Here is a 14,824-nt window from a genome sequence, read left to right on the forward strand (position 1 = left end):
TTTTCTTGAGCAAACCAGACTCATCTGTTGTAGGGATGCGCTAGCGTGGTTTAGCTCTTTATCTATGATGGAGGCGGCCTATGTTCGGAAGCTCGGTACTGGAACTGGCAATCGGTTTGACGTTTTGTTATGGAACGGTGGCATTGATCGTGGCCACCGTGCAGGAAGCGCTGGCGGCGGCTTTCCGGCTGCGTGCCAACACGCTGCTCGCCGGCATCAAAAGCATGCTCAACGACCCGCGTTTTACCGCGCTGGCGCAGATGGTGTACGCGCATCCGCTGGTCAATCCGCACAGCAACGGCAAGGCGGTCGGCGAGCGCGAACTGGCCGCGCGGCCATCCTACATCGAACCTGGCTATTTCGCGATCGCGCTGATCGACAGCATCCAGCACGTGCCGGGCAATTTCGCGCGCCTGGGCGCCGACATCGACGCCGTCTCCGATCCGCAGGTGCGGCGCGCGCTGCAGGGACTATATGCCCGCGCCGGGGGCGACCTCGAGCGCTTTCAGTTGCTGGTGGCGGGCTGGTTCGACAATGCGATGCAGCGCCTGTCGGGCAGCTATAAACGGCGCCAGCTCTTGATTTCCTTCCTGATCTCGCTGCTGCTGGCGATCCTGTTCAACATCGACAGCATCTCCCTGTTCCGCACCCTGTGGCAGCAGCCGCAGCTGGCCGCCCACATCACGGCCGCTCCCGCCGCGCTCGATGCGGAGACCCTGCGCCAGCTGTGGGCGCTGCCGATCGGCTGGTCGAGTTTTCCGCCATTGCTCGATACCGCGTTCGCGTTGCAGGTCGCCGGCTGGATCGTGACGGCTTCCACCACCCTGTTCGGCGCACCCTTCTGGTTCGACCTGCTGCAGCGCGCGGTGCAGCTGCGCAGCACGGGGACACGCCCCGACGACAGCGTGCAGGTGCAGGTGGCCAGTTCCGGCGCGATCCCGGCAGCGATCGAGGTGCGCACCGCTCCGGCACTTCCGAACCAGGCTTAAGGCCCCGGCGGCCGGTGCGCGTCCACCAGTACACTCGACACCGAGATGTGCGGCACGCGCTCCGGCCATTCGTCATTCGGGCCGAACCAGCGCGCTTCGGCGATTTCCGTCGGATCGACGCGGATTTCGCCGCCCGCGTAATCGGCCGTAAACGCGATCATCAGCGAATGCGGGAAGGGCCATGACTGGCTGGCGAAGTAGCGCAGGTTCGTCACCTGCAGCCCGACCTCCTCGTACACCTCGCGGTGGATCGCTTCCTCGATCGACTCCCCAGCTTCCAGGAAGCCGGCCAGCGGCGTAAACCGTTTTGCGGGCGAGGCGACGTGCATCGCCAGCAGCACGGCATCCCCCTTGCGGATCAGGACCATCATCGCCGGCGAAATGCGCGGGTAGGCAAGGTGGCCGCAATGGCCGCATTTGAAACTGCGCTCGTGCGCCACGCGCGCCATCGGATGGGCGCAGGCGCCGCAGAAGCGGTGGGTGCGCGCCCATTCCGCGATCTGTGCCGCCCGTCCGGCCAGGCCCAGCAGTTCCTCGTCGAAGTCGGCGAACAGCGAACGCAGGCTGCGCCAGGCGTAGCCCTGCGGCAGTTCCTCGTGTTCCAGCCAGCCGGCCTGGCAATAGCGCTCGCCCAGCAGGCCGACCGGCTGTACGTTCGCCGGATCGAGCCCGATCCGGTCGAGCGTAGCGGCGTCGGGCAGGGCGAGGTCGTGCTCGCGCACCAGCAGGCGCCCGCCGTGGAACAGGAAAGACAGGGGATCAGGATGGTCTTGCGGCGCCATCAGCGGCGTGAAGCTAGCGGGCGTTTTCAGCATCGTCGGTCACGGTGAATGTAGTGAACCATCATACTCCGGCTGGCTCCCTTGCGCCTGGCGCCGCATCCAGTACAGGCCGCGCTTGCTGCTGACCTTGCCACACTTCCTCAGACCGCATCCGCGTCTTCAAGTTTCCGTTTTCTTCGCCTTCTCCAAGCTGCATCAGCCGCGTGCAAACGGCCGAACTTCGGGCAGCTCATCCTGCTCAAAGATGGACCGGATCGTCCTGGCGCCAGAACAAAAACAGGAGAAGACGATGAACGATGCACCCGATACGACGCGCACCCGCCACGCCCTGGAACGGCCGGCATGATCCGCGCCTATCCCATGCGGCCCAGCGTGCTGCCCGGCGAGCGCCTCGTGCTGCACGTGGCCACCGACAGCCGGCGCTTTCGCGTGCACTTCTACCGCTGGCGCGACGGGTTCGAGGCCGTATCCACTTCGCCCTGGCAGCCCGGCGAGCGCGCCCGTGAACGCGGCGCCGGCGAGGACTGGGGCTGGCCCGCCTACGAATTCCCGGTGCCGGCGCACTGGCCCTCCGCCGTGTACATCGCCCACTTCGAGGAAGCCAAGCGCACACTGCCGCTGTCGCTCGCGCTCGAGAGTGCCGCCGCCTTGTTCGTCGTGCGCGGCCAGCGCCGCGGCGGCATGCTGTATAAACTGCCGCTGGCCACCTGGCACGCCTATAACTTGAGCGGCGGCGGCTGCTACTACGCCAATCCGCCGCGCTCTCTCGATCCGCCGGGTGCGCGCGTCTCCCTGCAGCGGCCCGGCGGCGGCATCGGCGGCCCGACCTGGGGCGCGCCCGACCACTACGATTGCGCCTCGCGGCGCCAGACCTTCGCCCACTGGGACGCGCGTTTCATACGCTGGCTGGCGCGCCAGGGGTATGCGCCCGAGTTCTGCACCGACCTCGACCTCCATGCCGACCCGGAACTGGCGCTGCGCTACCGGCTGCTGGTCGCGGCGGGACAAGACGAATACTGGACCGAAGCCACGCGCGACGCGGTCGAGGATTTCATCGCCTCGGGCGGCAACGTGGCCTGGTTCGGCGCCAGCCTGTGCTGGTGGCGCGTGCACCTGGTCGACGGCGGGCGCGCCCTGGTCTGCCACCAGGGCGGTGCGCGCGGCGCCTTCGACCACTGGTGGCCCGCCAGCGGCGCCGGGCGGCCCGAAGACCGGCTGACCGGCGTCAGCCATCGCCACGGCGGCGGCTGGCGGGACGGCGCGCGCGCCACCAGCGGCTTCATCGTCCAGAAGCCGGAGCACTGGGTCTTCGCCGGTACCGGCCTGCAGCGGGGCGAAGCCTTCGGTAAGGACACCTGGCCGCCGCTGCCCGGTTACGAATGCGACGGCGCGCCGCTCGACACTTTCGACCGCGCCAGCGGCAAGGCCACCCTGTCCGCCTGGGCGGACGAGGGCGGCACGCCCGACGGCTACCAGCTGCTGGCCGCCTGCCCGCTCGACCACCGCTGGCAGGACCTGCCGCCGCGTGCGCGCCACGCCGCCGGCGAAGGGATCCATGCGGCCACCCTCGGCCTGTTCGAACGCGGCGGCACCGTGTTCTCGGCCGGTACCACCGACTGGGCGCAAGTGCTGGCCGACGGGCGCGACCGCAAGGTCGAACGCATCACCCGCAATGTGCTCGACCGGCTGCTGCTGCACTGAACCCGCCTTTTCGGCCTGCCGCCACCGCATCGCTTTCACCAACGGAGGAAACAGTGTCCCGGCGTCCGCTTTTTCATCGGCTCGATATCGCATCCGTCGTCGTCTTCCGCGCGCTGCACCTGGGCGACATGCTGTGCGCCGTGCCGGCCCTGCGCGCCCTGCGCGCTTCCCTGCCGAAAGCGCACATCACGCTGGTCGGCCTGCCCTGGGCGCGCCAGTTCGCACGCCGCTTTCCCCACTATATCGACGACTTCGTGGCCTTCCCCGGCCACCCGCTGCTGCCGGAACAGACGCCGCGCCACGAAGAACTGACGCCCTTCTATGCCGGCATGTGCGAACGCCGCTTCACGCTGGCCCTGCAATTGCACGGCAACGGCAGCGTCACCAACGAGATCGTGGCCGGCTTCGGCGCCCGGGCGATGGCCGGCTACTGCGATGGCGAAGCGGTCGCGACCGAGCACACGGTGCTGTTCCCGTATCCGGAAGTGGGCGCCGAGCCGGACCGTTTGCTGCGCCTGGTCGAACGGCTTGGCGCCAGCGCGGCCGGCGACCACCTCGAATTCCCGGTCGCGCAGGAAGACCGCCAGGAACTCGAGGCCAGCGGCATCGCCAGCAATCTGGTTCCCGGCAATTACATCTGCGTGCATCCGGGCGCGCGCAAGCGCGACAAATGCTGGCCGCCGCAGCGCTTCGCCGAAGTGGCCGACCGCCTGGCTGCCGAATTCGGCGTCGGCGTCGTGCTCACCGGCTCGGCCGAGGAGGCGGAGCTGGCCGGCGAAGTCGCGCGCCACATGCAGGCGCGCGCCATCAACGCCGCCGCGCCGATTTCGATCGGCGCGATGGCTGCGCTGATGAAGAACGCGCGCCTGCTGGTCTGTAACGATACCGGTGTGTCGCACATCGCGGCCGGCCTGCGCCTGAAAAGCGTCGTCATCTTCAACAAGGCCGACATCGCCCGCTGGGCCCCGCTCGACCGCGACCGCCACCGCTGCATCTGGGACCCCGACGCCCAGCGCTCGGCCGCCGTGCTCCAGCACGCCCGCGCCCTGCTGGCCGGCACCGACCCGAACCGGCAACGGCGCGCCGGGATGTGGCCGTACTGGTAGGGAAACGCGCGACCCAGCAGTGGCGCGGCGGCCTTGTCTTCTTCGCGCCACAGCGTGCAAATATGATGCATAGGTCCCTTCGCAAGCTTGAAAGTCCGTCCGGTATCGGGTGTACACTTTTATGCAAAGCGCACACATATCGCAGTCCCTCCCCCCACCTCTCTCCACCACAATCATGCGTAGCTTCGACACCCCGAGCGCGCCCTATCCGCGTCCGCAGATGGTGCGCCAGGCATGGGCCAGCCTCGACGGCTGGTGGGAGTTCGCTTTCGACGACGCCAACGCCGGCCTGTCCGAGCGCTGGTTCGACGGACGCGAACTGCCCCAGCGGATCCTGGTCCCCTTCCCCTACCAATCCACCACGTCCGGCATCGGCAGCCGCGAGATCCACGAAGTCATGTGGTACGGCCGCAGCTTCGACGTACCCGAAGGCTGGGACAGCGGCGCCCTGCTGCTGCATTTCGGCGCCGTCGACTACCGGGCCGACGTCTGGGTCAACGGCCGCGTGGCCGGCCGCAACCGCGGCGGCCACGTGCCCTTCTCCTTCGACATCGCGCCCTACCTGCGGCCAGGCCCGAACCGCATCACGGTGCGCGTCGAGGACCGCCAGGACCCGTATCAGCCGCGCGGCAAGCAGTCCTCGTCCGGCACCCCGGTGCGCATCTACTACTACTGCACCAGCGGGATCTGGCAGAACGTCTGGCTCGAACCCGTGCCGGCCCTGCGCATCGACCACCTGCGCGTGACCGAATGCCGCCCGGACGGCAGCCTGGCGCTGAACGTGTACCTGCACGGCCCCTCGGGCGAGTGGGAAGCCGAGCTCGACGTGCTCGACGACCTGGAGTCCGGCCAGGTCTGCGCACGCGCGCGCACCTCCAGCAGCAGCGCCTGCCTGGAGCTGCGCACCCAGGTGCCTTCTCCGCGCCCCTGGTCGCCGAAGGACCCGCACCTGTACGGATTAAGGGTGCGCCTGCTGCGCCGTGGCGAATGCGTCGACACCGTCGAATCCTATGTCGGCCTGCGCTCGATCGAACTGAAGGAGGGCTGGTTCCACCTGAACGGCGAGCGCATCTTCCTGCTGATGGCGCTCGACCAGGGCTACTGGCCCGACACCCTGCTGGCCGCGCCGAACGACGAGGCCCTGCGCGAGGATGTCCTGTGGGCCAAGCGCTTCGGCTTCAACGGCGTGCGCAAGCACCAGAAGATCGAGCACGAGCGCTGGCTGTACTGGTGCGACCGGCTCGGCCTGATGGTGTGGGAAGAGATGCCGAATGCGCGCTCCTGGTCCGAGGAGTCGGAAGAGCGGCTCGAAATCGAGTGGCTGCGCGCCGTGATGCGCGACGCGAACCACCCCTCGATCGTGGCCTGGGTGCCGGTGGTCGAAAGCTTCGGTTTTCCGGAGCTGGTGCGCCATCCGCACCAGCACGATTTCCTGGAACGGATGGTGGCGCGCACGCGGCTGGTCGATTCCACCCGTCCCGTCATCGATAACGACGGCTGGCAGCACACGGACGTGACCGACGTCTGCACCATCCACGACTATTCGCATCCGGTCGAGGCGCTGCTGGAACGCTACGCCGCCACGCGCCTGTCCGGCCTGCCGCCGGACACCGGCTGGCACAAGGGCAAGGAACTGTTCCTGCAGGGGGCGCAGTACCGCGGCCAGCCGATTGTGTTTTCCGAAGTCGGCGGCTACCTGCTGGTGCCCGAGAACCCCGAGCGCCGGCGCGACCGCCTGTACGACCACTACGGCAATGTGCGCAACGAGGACGAACTGGCGCAGCGCTACCGCACCCTGATGGAAGGTCTCGCGTCGCTGCCCTTCCTCGCCGGGCTGTGCTACACCCAGCTGACCGACGTCGAGCACGAGCAGAACGGTTTATTGACGGCTGACCGGGTGCCGCGCCTGCCGCCGGAACAGGTGGCCGACCTGCACCGCACGCTCTGGCCGAACGCCTGAACAATAACGGGTCACGCGGTGGGAGAGGCCACGCCTGTCGCGCCGCCTGTCTCGCCCTTGACCCGACAATTTCATCAATTATCTTCCACAAACTTAGCAAATCGTCCAGAATAAGCAGCCAATCCTCAAAGATGGAGCTTATGGATAAGATTTCGTCGCTGGTCGGCCGCTATTCGTTTCGTGCGCGCGTGTTCTTCAACGGGGTGTTCTGCGATTCGAACACCTTTGTCGAGAACAAGACGGCCGGACAATTGCATCTGGTGCGCAGCGGTCCGGTGATCTTCCGCCATGAGGGCGAAGCGCCCTTGCACGTGAACGAGCCGGCCATGGTGTTCTACCCGCGCGGCACGGCGCACACGCTGGAAATTCCCGAAGGCGCCTGCGCCAACCTGCTGTGCGCCGACATCTGCTTCGAAGACGGCGGCGCCAATCCGCTGGCGCAGGCCCTGCCCGCCTGCCTGTACCAGCCGCTGGCCGGGATGCCGGCGCTCGCGCATACGCTCGAGCTGCTGTTCGCGGAAGCGGCCGCCAAGGCGCAAGGACGCGACGTGATCCTCGACCGCCTGTGCGACGTGCTGATGATCCAGGTGCTGCGTCACGAATTCGAAGCCGGCACCCTGTCGATCGGCCTGCTGGCCGGCCTGGCCGACCGCCAGCTGGCGCCGGCACTGAGGGCGATCCACGCGCGTCCGCACGAGCCCTGGCAACTGGAAACGCTGGCGCGCGAAGCCTGCATGTCGCGCGCACGTTTTACGGAGCACTTCCGCAACGTGGTCGGCATGCCGCCGGGCGAATACCTGACGCGCTGGCGCATCGGCGTGGCGCAGGATTTGTTGAGGAAAGGGATGCCGGTGAAGGTGGTCAGCAGCCAGGCCGGCTACACCAGCGCACCCGCGTTCACACGGGCGTTTACCTCACTGGTCGGGGTGTCGCCACGGCAGTGGCTGAAGGAAGTTGCGCCGGCCATGTGAGCCGCGCAAAAAAAACGCCGGTCGAAACCGGCGTCAGGAAAACAGGCAAATTTATTTCAGCAGGCGCGTGCGGCTGGCAACGAAGGCGATGACCAGCGACAGGCCGCCGACATACCCGATCGCCACTTGCATGCCGACGTGGTGGGCGATGGCGCCGATCACCGGCGGGCCCATCAGGGTGCCGCTGTAGGCCATGCTGGCGACACCAGCCAGGGCCACCGGACCCTGGGCGCCGGCGGCGCTGAACACGAACGGGAACAGCAGCGACAGGCCGAGGCCGGCGATCGCGAAACCGCCGAGTGCAAAGTAGGCGTTCGGCGACAGGACGGCGAAGAACAGGCCGGCCGCGGACAACATCGCGCCGCTGGTGATCAGGCGCTGGGCGCCATACTTTGCCTTCAGCTTGTCGCCGATCAGGCGCGACATCAGCATCATGGCCGAGAAGCAGGTCAGGGCCAGGGGCGCCATGCCGTCGCCGACATTGAAGTGCTCCTTCAGGAACACGCCGCTCCAGTCGGCGATGCTGCCTTCCGACATCGAACCCAGGAAGCCCAGCAGGCCCAGCAGCACCATCGGACCGCGCGGCAGCGCGAACTTCTTCTTTTCGACGACTTCGGCGCTGTCTTCGATGTCCAGCATCTGGTACGCGAAGTACAGGGCGGCAGCCAGCGGAAGCGCGACCATCATGAAGTGGGTGGCCGGAGCGATTTTGAGGCTGGCCATCAGGCTGCCGAGGGTGGCGCCGGCCAGGCCGCCGCCGCAGGCCAGGCCGTGCAGCATCGACATTTCCGACTTGCCGGTCTGCTTTTCGCGCTTGGCGGCAGCGGCGTTCATGGCGACGTCATAGGTCGAGGCGGTGATGCCGAGCATCAGCACGGCCAGCATCAGGCGCGGCACGGTCGGCGCCATGCCGATCGAGACCAGCACGCACAGCAGCGCCATGCCGCCGATCAGCAGCGATTTGCGGGCGCCGAAGCGGCCCATCAGGAAGGACGAGACCGGGAAGGACAGCAAGGCGCCGACGCCGCCGCACAGCAGCACCATCGACAGGGCCGAGTGCGACACCTGCACACGTTCGGCCAGGGCCGGGATACGGCCGGCCCACGAACCCATGATCACGCCGAACAGGGCGAAGATGACAGGCAGGGCATATTGTTGCGCTTGAGCGAAAACCGAGCTGCGCGACGAAGAAACCGGGGATACAGCGGAAGCGGAGGTTTGCATTATTTCTGAATCAAAAATGTGCGTTGAATCTGTTGCAGCGCGCTGGTCGAAGAGGCTCCACTCGTCGATTTCAGCTGTCGTCCGGCTCTCTTTATTGACTGCTGTGCCGTTCGTAACTGACTGCTAATTACAGGTCTAAAAAACCAAACGCCAACCGTATTGGCTGGCGTCAAGAAGTGATGGGAGGCAATTCTACGCACTTGAAACGGCTTTTTCCTTTTCCACGCGGAAAAAATTTATGCTCGTTGCGTCGTGTTCACAGTCGAAATTTCAAGTAATTGGCAGAGCTGCACAGGCTGTTTACGGTGTTGCATCACATTAATGAAATTTCGGTTACCGAATGTAAATCGTCTTGGTAATGCGCTCATCCGGCGAGCAATTCGACGCTACGGCAGATCGTAAAAATTGCGCCATCTCACCATCGATTTCACTTACCCGGGGTAGCGTTAAAGCTTCCTACAGGAAACTTTTTGAGGAGAATCCGATGTCCCGTGCGTATTGGCCCTTCTTGCTGGCGAGCCTGTTCGCCGGCATCGTCCAGGCAGCGCCCTATCCCAACGTGTATGGCGCGCCACCAGAAGTCCTGCGCAATACCGACTGGTATCGCCAATGCCTGCGCGTCAAACAGCACAAGCCCCAGCGCCCGTGGCTCGACGCCGGTAAGGGCCGCTGCGATGCCGCCGGCCTCTACTACGACACCCTGAACCAGCCGGACGCGAGCAAGGCCGACTGGCAGCGCGTCCATGCCTGCGCGGCGCGCACCGATGCGCATGGCGTGCTGATGATGCTGTATGCGAACGGCGCCGGGATGACGCCGCAGTTCGACCTGGCCTTGAAACACGCCTGCAGCATCCAGAGCCCGGTCGACGAAATGCGGAGCCGGGTCCAGCACCTGCGCCGCCGCGCCAGCGGCGAGGACCGCGAAGCGATCGACGTCTGCGACGACGCCAGCACCGATATGCGCGGTCAGTGCGCGGCCATGCGCGAGCGCCAGCGCGACAAGTCGAGGAGCGGCCAGCTGGCGGCGCTTACCCGTGGCTGGAACGGCAAGGAGCAGCTCGGCCTGGAGATGGCCAGCAAAGCCGTGCATTACTTTGCCCAGCACCGGGTCGACTACGAGACCGATGCCGGCAGCAGCGCCGCCCGTTCCCTGCAGCTCGACGTCCAGGCGTTCGAGCTCGACCAGTTCGCCTTCGACGTGATGGATGCCGAAGCGGGCAAGGCGCCGCGTTTTACCGAAAACGAATTCGCCAGCCTCGACGAGAAGATGAACGCGGTCTACCGCCAGTTCATGCTGAACCGCCCGGCCAGCACCTCTTACCTCGGCACGATCCGCAAGACCGGCGTGGAGAAGACCCAGCGCGCCTGGCTGGCCTACCGCGATGCGATGGAACTGTTTGGCTCGATCCGCCACCCGCAGGTGCCCGGCTCGGCCTGGCGCGCCCAGCTCACGGCGCGCCGTTTAAAACAGCTGACGGAGCTCGACAACGCGGCGGCGGGGCGCTGATCATCCGGCGCGGAACAGGGGCTGCGCGTCCGGCGGCACCGGTTCCGTCGTCAGCATCACCAGGCGGTGGCTGGCGCGCGTCATCGCCATATACAGTTTGCGGGCATCGGCTTCGCGCGCGTCGCCCTCCTCCACGTTCAGCAGGCCCTCTACCCCCAGCAGGAACACGGCGCCGCCTTCCAGGCCGGTCGCCGTTTCCAGGTTCGCCAGGCGCAGGTAATCGGGACCGTAGCCCTCCGGCGGCTGTTTTTTATCCTTGTTCAGCCACCAGACGCGTTTGGCGCCCAGCGCCGCGCACAGCCGGCGGTACAGCAGCTGCTTGGGCGTGTCGCCGCCGTAGATGACGAGGAAGGTCGATAAAGGCAGGCCGCGCGTTGTCACCAGTTCCACGATTTCGTTGACGGCGCGGTCGACCGCGTCCTGCGGTGAATCGACCCGGATCAGGATCGGCGCCGCGCCCTCCTCCATGCCGGTGAAATCCGGCTCCAGGTAATGCTCGGGATCGGCCTGCACCGCGCGCGCCAGTAAAGTGCCGGCGCTGTGCAGGATGGCTTGCGTGGTGCGGTAGGAACGCAGCAGCTTCTTGGTGCGCCCGGCCACGTCGAGCCCCGCATTGCGCCAGCTCAGGCGGCTCTTCATGAAGCCCTGGTTCGGATCGGCGCACAGGAACAGGCGCCCCTGCGGTTTCAAAGCCAGTTTGACGGTGTGGAACCAGGACGGCGCGAAGAACTGGGCTTCGTCGATCAGGATGTGTTCGTAGCGCTCGAGCGCGCAGTGGCTTGGCGCGCGGCAGACCTCACAGGCGACCGCGCTCCACATGCGCAGGCCCGCGAGCTGCAGCGCTTCGGTGACCGCTTCGAACAGGCGCCAGACCTCGCGCCGCTCCTTGGCCCGCAAGGAGAAGCCGCGGCCGGCGCGGCTGGTGTCCATGTATTCCGCTTCGCTGGTGACCAGCATCTCGTTCAGGAAGTCGAATTCCTCGATCAGCTGGCTCTCCGCCAGTTTCAGATCCGGCCAGCGCGTGCGCAGGCTCCGCACCAGGTTCGGCAGATACGCCGGATCGGCCGGCATCGCAAGAAATGGGCCGAACAGCCTGCGCCACTGGCGGTGGATCCAGGCGGAATAGGTCGTGATCTCGAGATTGCTTGGTAAGCTGCCGCGCGCGCGGTGCAGGCGTTCGCGGATGTCGGCCACGATCGGCGTGTTGTGGATCAGGATCAGCACGCGCTCGCGCGGATGCATCTCGGCCAGCAGCAGGGCGCGGCTCAACGCGATCAAAGTCTTGCCGCTGCCGGCGACGCCGTTCACCAGGCGCACCGAGAGGTCGGTGACGGTGTGCGCTTGCTCGTCGGGCAGATCGAGGTCAAGCTTACTCGCCCACTCTTGTTGCGAATCGAGGAACAATCCGCTTAAAACAGCCTGATTGTTTCGCTGGAAGCGACGACGCGCGACCGAGGGCAGCGGAATGCTCGACTCGGGAAAGAAGCGCGTGCGCAGCGCGTCCTGCTCGTCCGCCGCCAGCGGCCGCTGCAGCGCCGCCAGTCCCGCCGCGCCGCGCTCCAGGTAGCGCTCGCGCGAGAGCAGGCGTACGTTCTGCGCGTCGATCTGGGCGGCCAGCACGCTCACTTCGTCCTCGCTGCAGGCCCACAGCACCAGCAGCAAGGGCAGCGCATCCGGCAAGGCGGCGCGCCAGGCGGCCAGACGCGCATCGAAGGCGGTGCGGGTTTCGACGGCGAACAGCTGACGCGCGTCGAGGCCATCGAAGGGCGTGTCGACCACGGCCAGCGCCAGCCAGCCGCGTTGAGCATGCTCGATGAAGAGCTCGGGCGCCGCATCCTCCTCGCGCAGCGGTTTGCGCACGACCGTCGCCTCGTCCAAGCCATTCAGCACACGCTTGAGTTGAAGCTGACGTCCGCTGGCGCGCGTCCATTCGGGGATGAACAGGGCCATGGTCAGAATTCGATGCGGCGCGCCGCGGCAAGCAGGCTGCGGTACAGCGCCAGCTTGTGCGCCATGGCGGCGTCGTTCGCCTGGAACTCGGGCGGCAGTTCGGGCCCGATGATCACGAGCTTGGTCATCGCGCGCGTCACCGAGACGTTCAGGCGCTCGGGCTGGAAGAAGAAGCCGGCGACCATGGCGAGGAAGCGCAGATCTCCCGTCGCCAGCGACAGGACGATCAGTTCGCGCTCCTGGCCCTGCATGCGTTCGACCGTGTCGGCGACGATGGCGCGCGCCGTGTGCCAGCCGAACTGCTCGACCAGGCTATTCCTCACCGCGCGGCCGTGGGCGCGGAAAGGCGTGACGATGCCAATGTCGCCTGGTGTCAGCCCGCCCTCGAGGGCCACCGCGCACAGGCCGGCCACCAACTGCGCATCCTCCGGATTGCGGGTACGCGCCGTCTCGTCCAGCGTCGGGATGAACACCAGGCTGGCCGGATCGCGCAGCACGGCGTCGTACGGATCGCCATCCTCGCGCGGCCGCAGCACCAGTTTGCGATCGCGGTTCGGCCCTGCCGGACGCAGGCGCCCCTCATAAAAGGCGGCGCTGGGCCAGGCGGCCAGTTCCCGGTTCAGGCGATAGGTCTCGGTCAGCATCACGCTGTCGACGTTGTGCAGGGTCAGCTTGGCGAAGATCGAGCCCGGTACGTCTTCCAGGATCGAGCGCGCCAGCAGCACCGGCGGCAGCTGCTTCTGGTCGCCGATGAAGACGAAGCGCGCGCCGCGCCGCATCGCCATCAGGGCCAGCGGCAGCGTCACCTGGCTCGCTTCGTCGAACACGACGGTGTCGAACTCGCAGTTCTCCAGGCGGTAGGTGCAGGTGGCGAAAGGCGTGGCGCCGAGCGCATAGCCGCCGTTCTGCGGGCGGCCATGCCACAGCCCGAAACTGTCGGCCAGGATCACGCGCGGATCGAGGCCGTCGGCCTGCGCCGGGCGCCCGATCTTCGCCACGCGGACGCCCTGGGCCGCGATCTTGTTCAGCGCATTGTTGATCGCCATGTGGGTGTGCGAGGTCACCAGCACCCGCTCGCCGCGTGCGACCAGCAGGCGCACGCTGAGTGCCAGCACCCGCGTCTTGCCCGTACCGGGCGGTCCCTGGATGCAGGCGACCTGCTCGGCCGCCAGGATCTTGCCGACTGCTTCTGCTTGCGACGGGTTCAAGCCTTCATTGAGAGCGATGGCTTCCGCTTCCTCGAAGTCGCGCGGATCGAAATCGTGATTGATGCGCCCCTCCAGCAGCGGCATCAGGCAGCGGTTCGCGCGCGAGGGCGGGATCGTCTCGCCGATGTCGTCCAGCACGGCGTCGTAATACTTGCTGAGGTCGAAATCGTCCGGATCGGCGTAGCAGGGCTCGCCGGCGGCGGCCTTGATCACGGCCTGCGCATGCTTCAGACGCAGCAGCCAGCGGCCCTCCTCTTCAGCCTCGAAGGCAGCTTCGCGCGACAGCATCGACCGCAGCGGCGAGCCGCCGTGCAGGCAGACCAAATCTCCCTCGCGAAAGCGCGATTCGCCGCCGTCGATATATGCCCAGGCCGTGCCCTGCTCCGGGCCGGCCTCGATGCGCAGGAAGCGCTGGCTCAGGCCCTTGGCCAGGCGGTCCGGTAGGGGCTGGCGCCAGACGTCGAGCAGGTTCTGCTGGGCCGCCTCGCGTTCGCGCGCGACGAAGCTGCGCAAGCCCTCGAGCAGGCGCGCCTGCCTGCGCGCGCGTTCGGCGCCGGCGCTGGGCTTGGTCGGGTCAGGGATCATGGGGTCAAGAAGAGAGAGGCGCGTCGTTTCACAGAGGGCTTATATGCTGGCGCCCGCGCCGCCGTCAAGCGCCATGTCGAGGCCTCGCCAGCACGTCCGCGTCATGCAGGGTAGGATAGTTGTTTTCGCAACCGGAGGGCCGACCCCATGAGCACGCTGTTCGATATCCCGCTGCACCGCCTCGAAGGCCAGGACGCCACGCTTGCCGAGTACCGCGGCAAGGTGATGCTGATCGTGAACGTCGCCTCCCAGTGCGGCCTGACGCCGCAATACGCAGGCCTGGAAAAACTGTTCGAGCAATACGAGGACCGCGGCCTGGTGGTGCTGGGCTTCCCCTGCAACGACTTCGGCGCCCAGGAACCGGGCAGCGAAGCGGACATCGCCGATTTCTGCCAGCGCAACTACGGCGTGCGCTTCCCGATGTTCGAGAAAGTGGAAGTCAACCGCGAGGCGCGCCATCCGCTGTACCGCGAACTCATCCAGGCCCAGCCCCAGGCACGCCAGGCCGAAGGCAGCACTTTCGGCGACAAGCTGGCCCAGCACGGCCTGAGCCCGAAGAACCCGTCCGACGTGATGTGGAATTTCGAGAAATTCCTGGTCGGCCGCGACGGCCAAGTCATCGCCCGCTTCGCACCGGACGTGAAGCCGGACGACCCGGCGCTGGTGGCCGCGATCGAAGCAGCGCTGGCTTGATCGACACCGGGCAGAGGGGCTTGCCCCCTCCTGCTCGGCTAACGCGTTGCCGTCCTTGCCACAAAACCGGTAAAGTAGGCCGGGTTTGAGTCCTGACCGATGGGGAGGCACGCGTGACCACCAGCTTTGATGCGGCAGAGCCACACGG

12 protein-coding genes are annotated in these 14,824 nt (G+C 66.8%); 8 read left to right on the forward strand and 4 right to left on the reverse strand.

Going from position 1 to position 14,824, the window contains the following annotated elements:
• The first annotated feature begins 80 nt into the window (after positions 1 to 80).
• Positions 81 to 989 carry a hypothetical protein gene (locus ACFPQ5_RS03750; protein ID WP_379751921.1) on the forward strand — a complete coding sequence of 303 codons (909 nt, stop codon included), beginning with the start codon at positions 81 to 83 and terminating at the stop codon, positions 987 to 989.
• Here ACFPQ5_RS03750 and nudC read toward each other — a convergent pair.
• A complete protein-coding gene (gene nudC / locus ACFPQ5_RS03755; protein WP_379751922.1) occupies positions 986 to 1,804 on the reverse strand; it encodes an NAD(+) diphosphatase in 819 nt (272 codons plus the stop codon). The two genes, ACFPQ5_RS03750 and nudC, sit on opposite strands and share 4 nt — an antisense overlap.
• Before the next feature lie 82 nt (positions 1,805 to 1,886).
• Between nudC and ACFPQ5_RS03760 the strand changes: the two genes are divergently transcribed.
• The 5 genes from ACFPQ5_RS03760 (at position 1,887) to ACFPQ5_RS03780 (ending at position 7,509) form a co-directional block, all read left to right on the forward strand.
• The gene (locus ACFPQ5_RS03760; RefSeq protein WP_379751924.1) at positions 1,887 to 2,117 is read left to right on the forward strand and encodes a hypothetical protein; all 231 of its coding nucleotides are present in this window, start codon (positions 1,887 to 1,889) and stop codon (positions 2,115 to 2,117) included.
• Complete coding sequence (locus tag ACFPQ5_RS03765) at positions 2,114 to 3,472, forward strand: N,N-dimethylformamidase beta subunit family domain-containing protein (RefSeq protein ID WP_379751925.1); 1,359 nt, start codon at positions 2,114 to 2,116, stop codon at positions 3,470 to 3,472. Before ACFPQ5_RS03760 ends, ACFPQ5_RS03765 begins: the two co-directional genes overlap by 4 nt.
• Positions 3,473 to 3,525: 53 nt before the next feature.
• Complete coding sequence (locus ACFPQ5_RS03770) at positions 3,526 to 4,578, forward strand: glycosyltransferase family 9 protein (protein ID WP_379751926.1); 1,053 nt, start codon at positions 3,526 to 3,528, stop codon at positions 4,576 to 4,578.
• 175 nt (positions 4,579 to 4,753) lie between these two features.
• Positions 4,754 to 6,538: a glycoside hydrolase family 2 protein gene (locus ACFPQ5_RS03775; RefSeq protein WP_379751928.1), complete on the forward strand. Its 1,785-nt coding sequence runs from the start codon at positions 4,754 to 4,756 to the stop codon at positions 6,536 to 6,538.
• 140 nt (positions 6,539 to 6,678) lie between these two features.
• Positions 6,679 to 7,509, forward strand: a complete 831-nt coding sequence (locus ACFPQ5_RS03780; RefSeq protein ID WP_379751929.1) for an AraC family transcriptional regulator — start codon at positions 6,679 to 6,681, stop codon at positions 7,507 to 7,509.
• A 51-nt stretch (positions 7,510 to 7,560) separates the two neighbouring features.
• Here the strand turns inward: ACFPQ5_RS03780 and ACFPQ5_RS03785 are convergent, their stop codons facing one another.
• Positions 7,561 to 8,733: an MFS transporter gene (locus ACFPQ5_RS03785; RefSeq protein ID WP_379751930.1), complete on the reverse strand. Its 1,173-nt coding sequence runs from the start codon at positions 8,731 to 8,733 to the stop codon at positions 7,561 to 7,563.
• A 484-nt stretch (positions 8,734 to 9,217) separates the two neighbouring features.
• On the opposite strand from ACFPQ5_RS03785, the gene ACFPQ5_RS03790 reads away from it, so the two are divergent.
• On the forward strand, positions 9,218 to 10,240 hold the full coding sequence (locus tag ACFPQ5_RS03790) for a lysozyme inhibitor LprI family protein (RefSeq protein ID WP_379751931.1): 1,023 nt from the start codon (positions 9,218 to 9,220) through the stop codon (positions 10,238 to 10,240).
• Here ACFPQ5_RS03790 and ACFPQ5_RS03795 read toward each other — a convergent pair whose 3' ends face one another.
• Both ACFPQ5_RS03795 and ACFPQ5_RS03800 read right to left on the reverse strand, forming a co-directional pair.
• Positions 10,241 to 12,190, reverse strand: coding sequence for a UvrD-helicase domain-containing protein (locus tag ACFPQ5_RS03795; protein WP_379751933.1), 1,950 nt, complete (start codon positions 12,188 to 12,190; stop codon positions 10,241 to 10,243). It abuts the gene before it with no gap.
• A 2-nt stretch (positions 12,191 to 12,192) separates the two neighbouring features.
• The gene (locus ACFPQ5_RS03800) at positions 12,193 to 13,983 is read right to left on the reverse strand and encodes a DEAD/DEAH box helicase (protein WP_379751934.1); all 1,791 of its coding nucleotides are present in this window, start codon (positions 13,981 to 13,983) and stop codon (positions 12,193 to 12,195) included.
• A 147-nt stretch (positions 13,984 to 14,130) separates the two neighbouring features.
• Between ACFPQ5_RS03800 and ACFPQ5_RS03805 the strand changes: the two genes are divergently transcribed.
• Entirely contained in the window at positions 14,131 to 14,676 is a 546-nt protein-coding gene (locus ACFPQ5_RS03805; RefSeq protein ID WP_379751936.1) for a glutathione peroxidase, read from the forward strand.
• The last annotated feature ends 148 nt before the right edge of the window (positions 14,677 to 14,824 follow it).

Origin of the sequence: Massilia suwonensis (assembly GCF_042655665.1) — a bacterium.
Classification (GTDB): domain Bacteria; phylum Pseudomonadota; class Gammaproteobacteria; order Burkholderiales; family Burkholderiaceae_D; genus Telluria; species Telluria suwonensis.

Bases quoted from the DNA above. Each gene is read 5' to 3' on its own strand.
- ACFPQ5_RS03750 (WP_379751921.1), top strand. From the start codon at position 81: ATGTTCGGAAGCTCGGTACTGGAACTGGCAATCGGTTTGACGTTTTGT.
- nudC (WP_379751922.1), bottom strand. From the start codon at position 1,804: ATGCTGAAAACGCCCGCTAGCTTCACGCCGCTGATGGCGCCGCAAGAC.
- ACFPQ5_RS03765 (WP_379751925.1), top strand. From the start codon at position 2,114: ATGATCCGCGCCTATCCCATGCGGCCCAGCGTGCTGCCCGGCGAGCGC.
- ACFPQ5_RS03775 (WP_379751928.1), top strand. From the start codon at position 4,754: ATGCGTAGCTTCGACACCCCGAGCGCGCCCTATCCGCGTCCGCAGATG.
- ACFPQ5_RS03780 (WP_379751929.1), top strand. From the start codon at position 6,679: ATGGATAAGATTTCGTCGCTGGTCGGCCGCTATTCGTTTCGTGCGCGC.
- ACFPQ5_RS03785 (WP_379751930.1), bottom strand. From the start codon at position 8,733: ATGCAAACCTCCGCTTCCGCTGTATCCCCGGTTTCTTCGTCGCGCAGC.
- ACFPQ5_RS03790 (WP_379751931.1), top strand. From the start codon at position 9,218: ATGTCCCGTGCGTATTGGCCCTTCTTGCTGGCGAGCCTGTTCGCCGGC.
- ACFPQ5_RS03795 (WP_379751933.1), bottom strand. From the start codon at position 12,190: ATGGCCCTGTTCATCCCCGAATGGACGCGCGCCAGCGGACGTCAGCTT.
- ACFPQ5_RS03800 (WP_379751934.1), bottom strand. From the start codon at position 13,983: ATGATCCCTGACCCGACCAAGCCCAGCGCCGGCGCCGAACGCGCGCGC.
- ACFPQ5_RS03805 (WP_379751936.1), top strand. From the start codon at position 14,131: ATGAGCACGCTGTTCGATATCCCGCTGCACCGCCTCGAAGGCCAGGAC.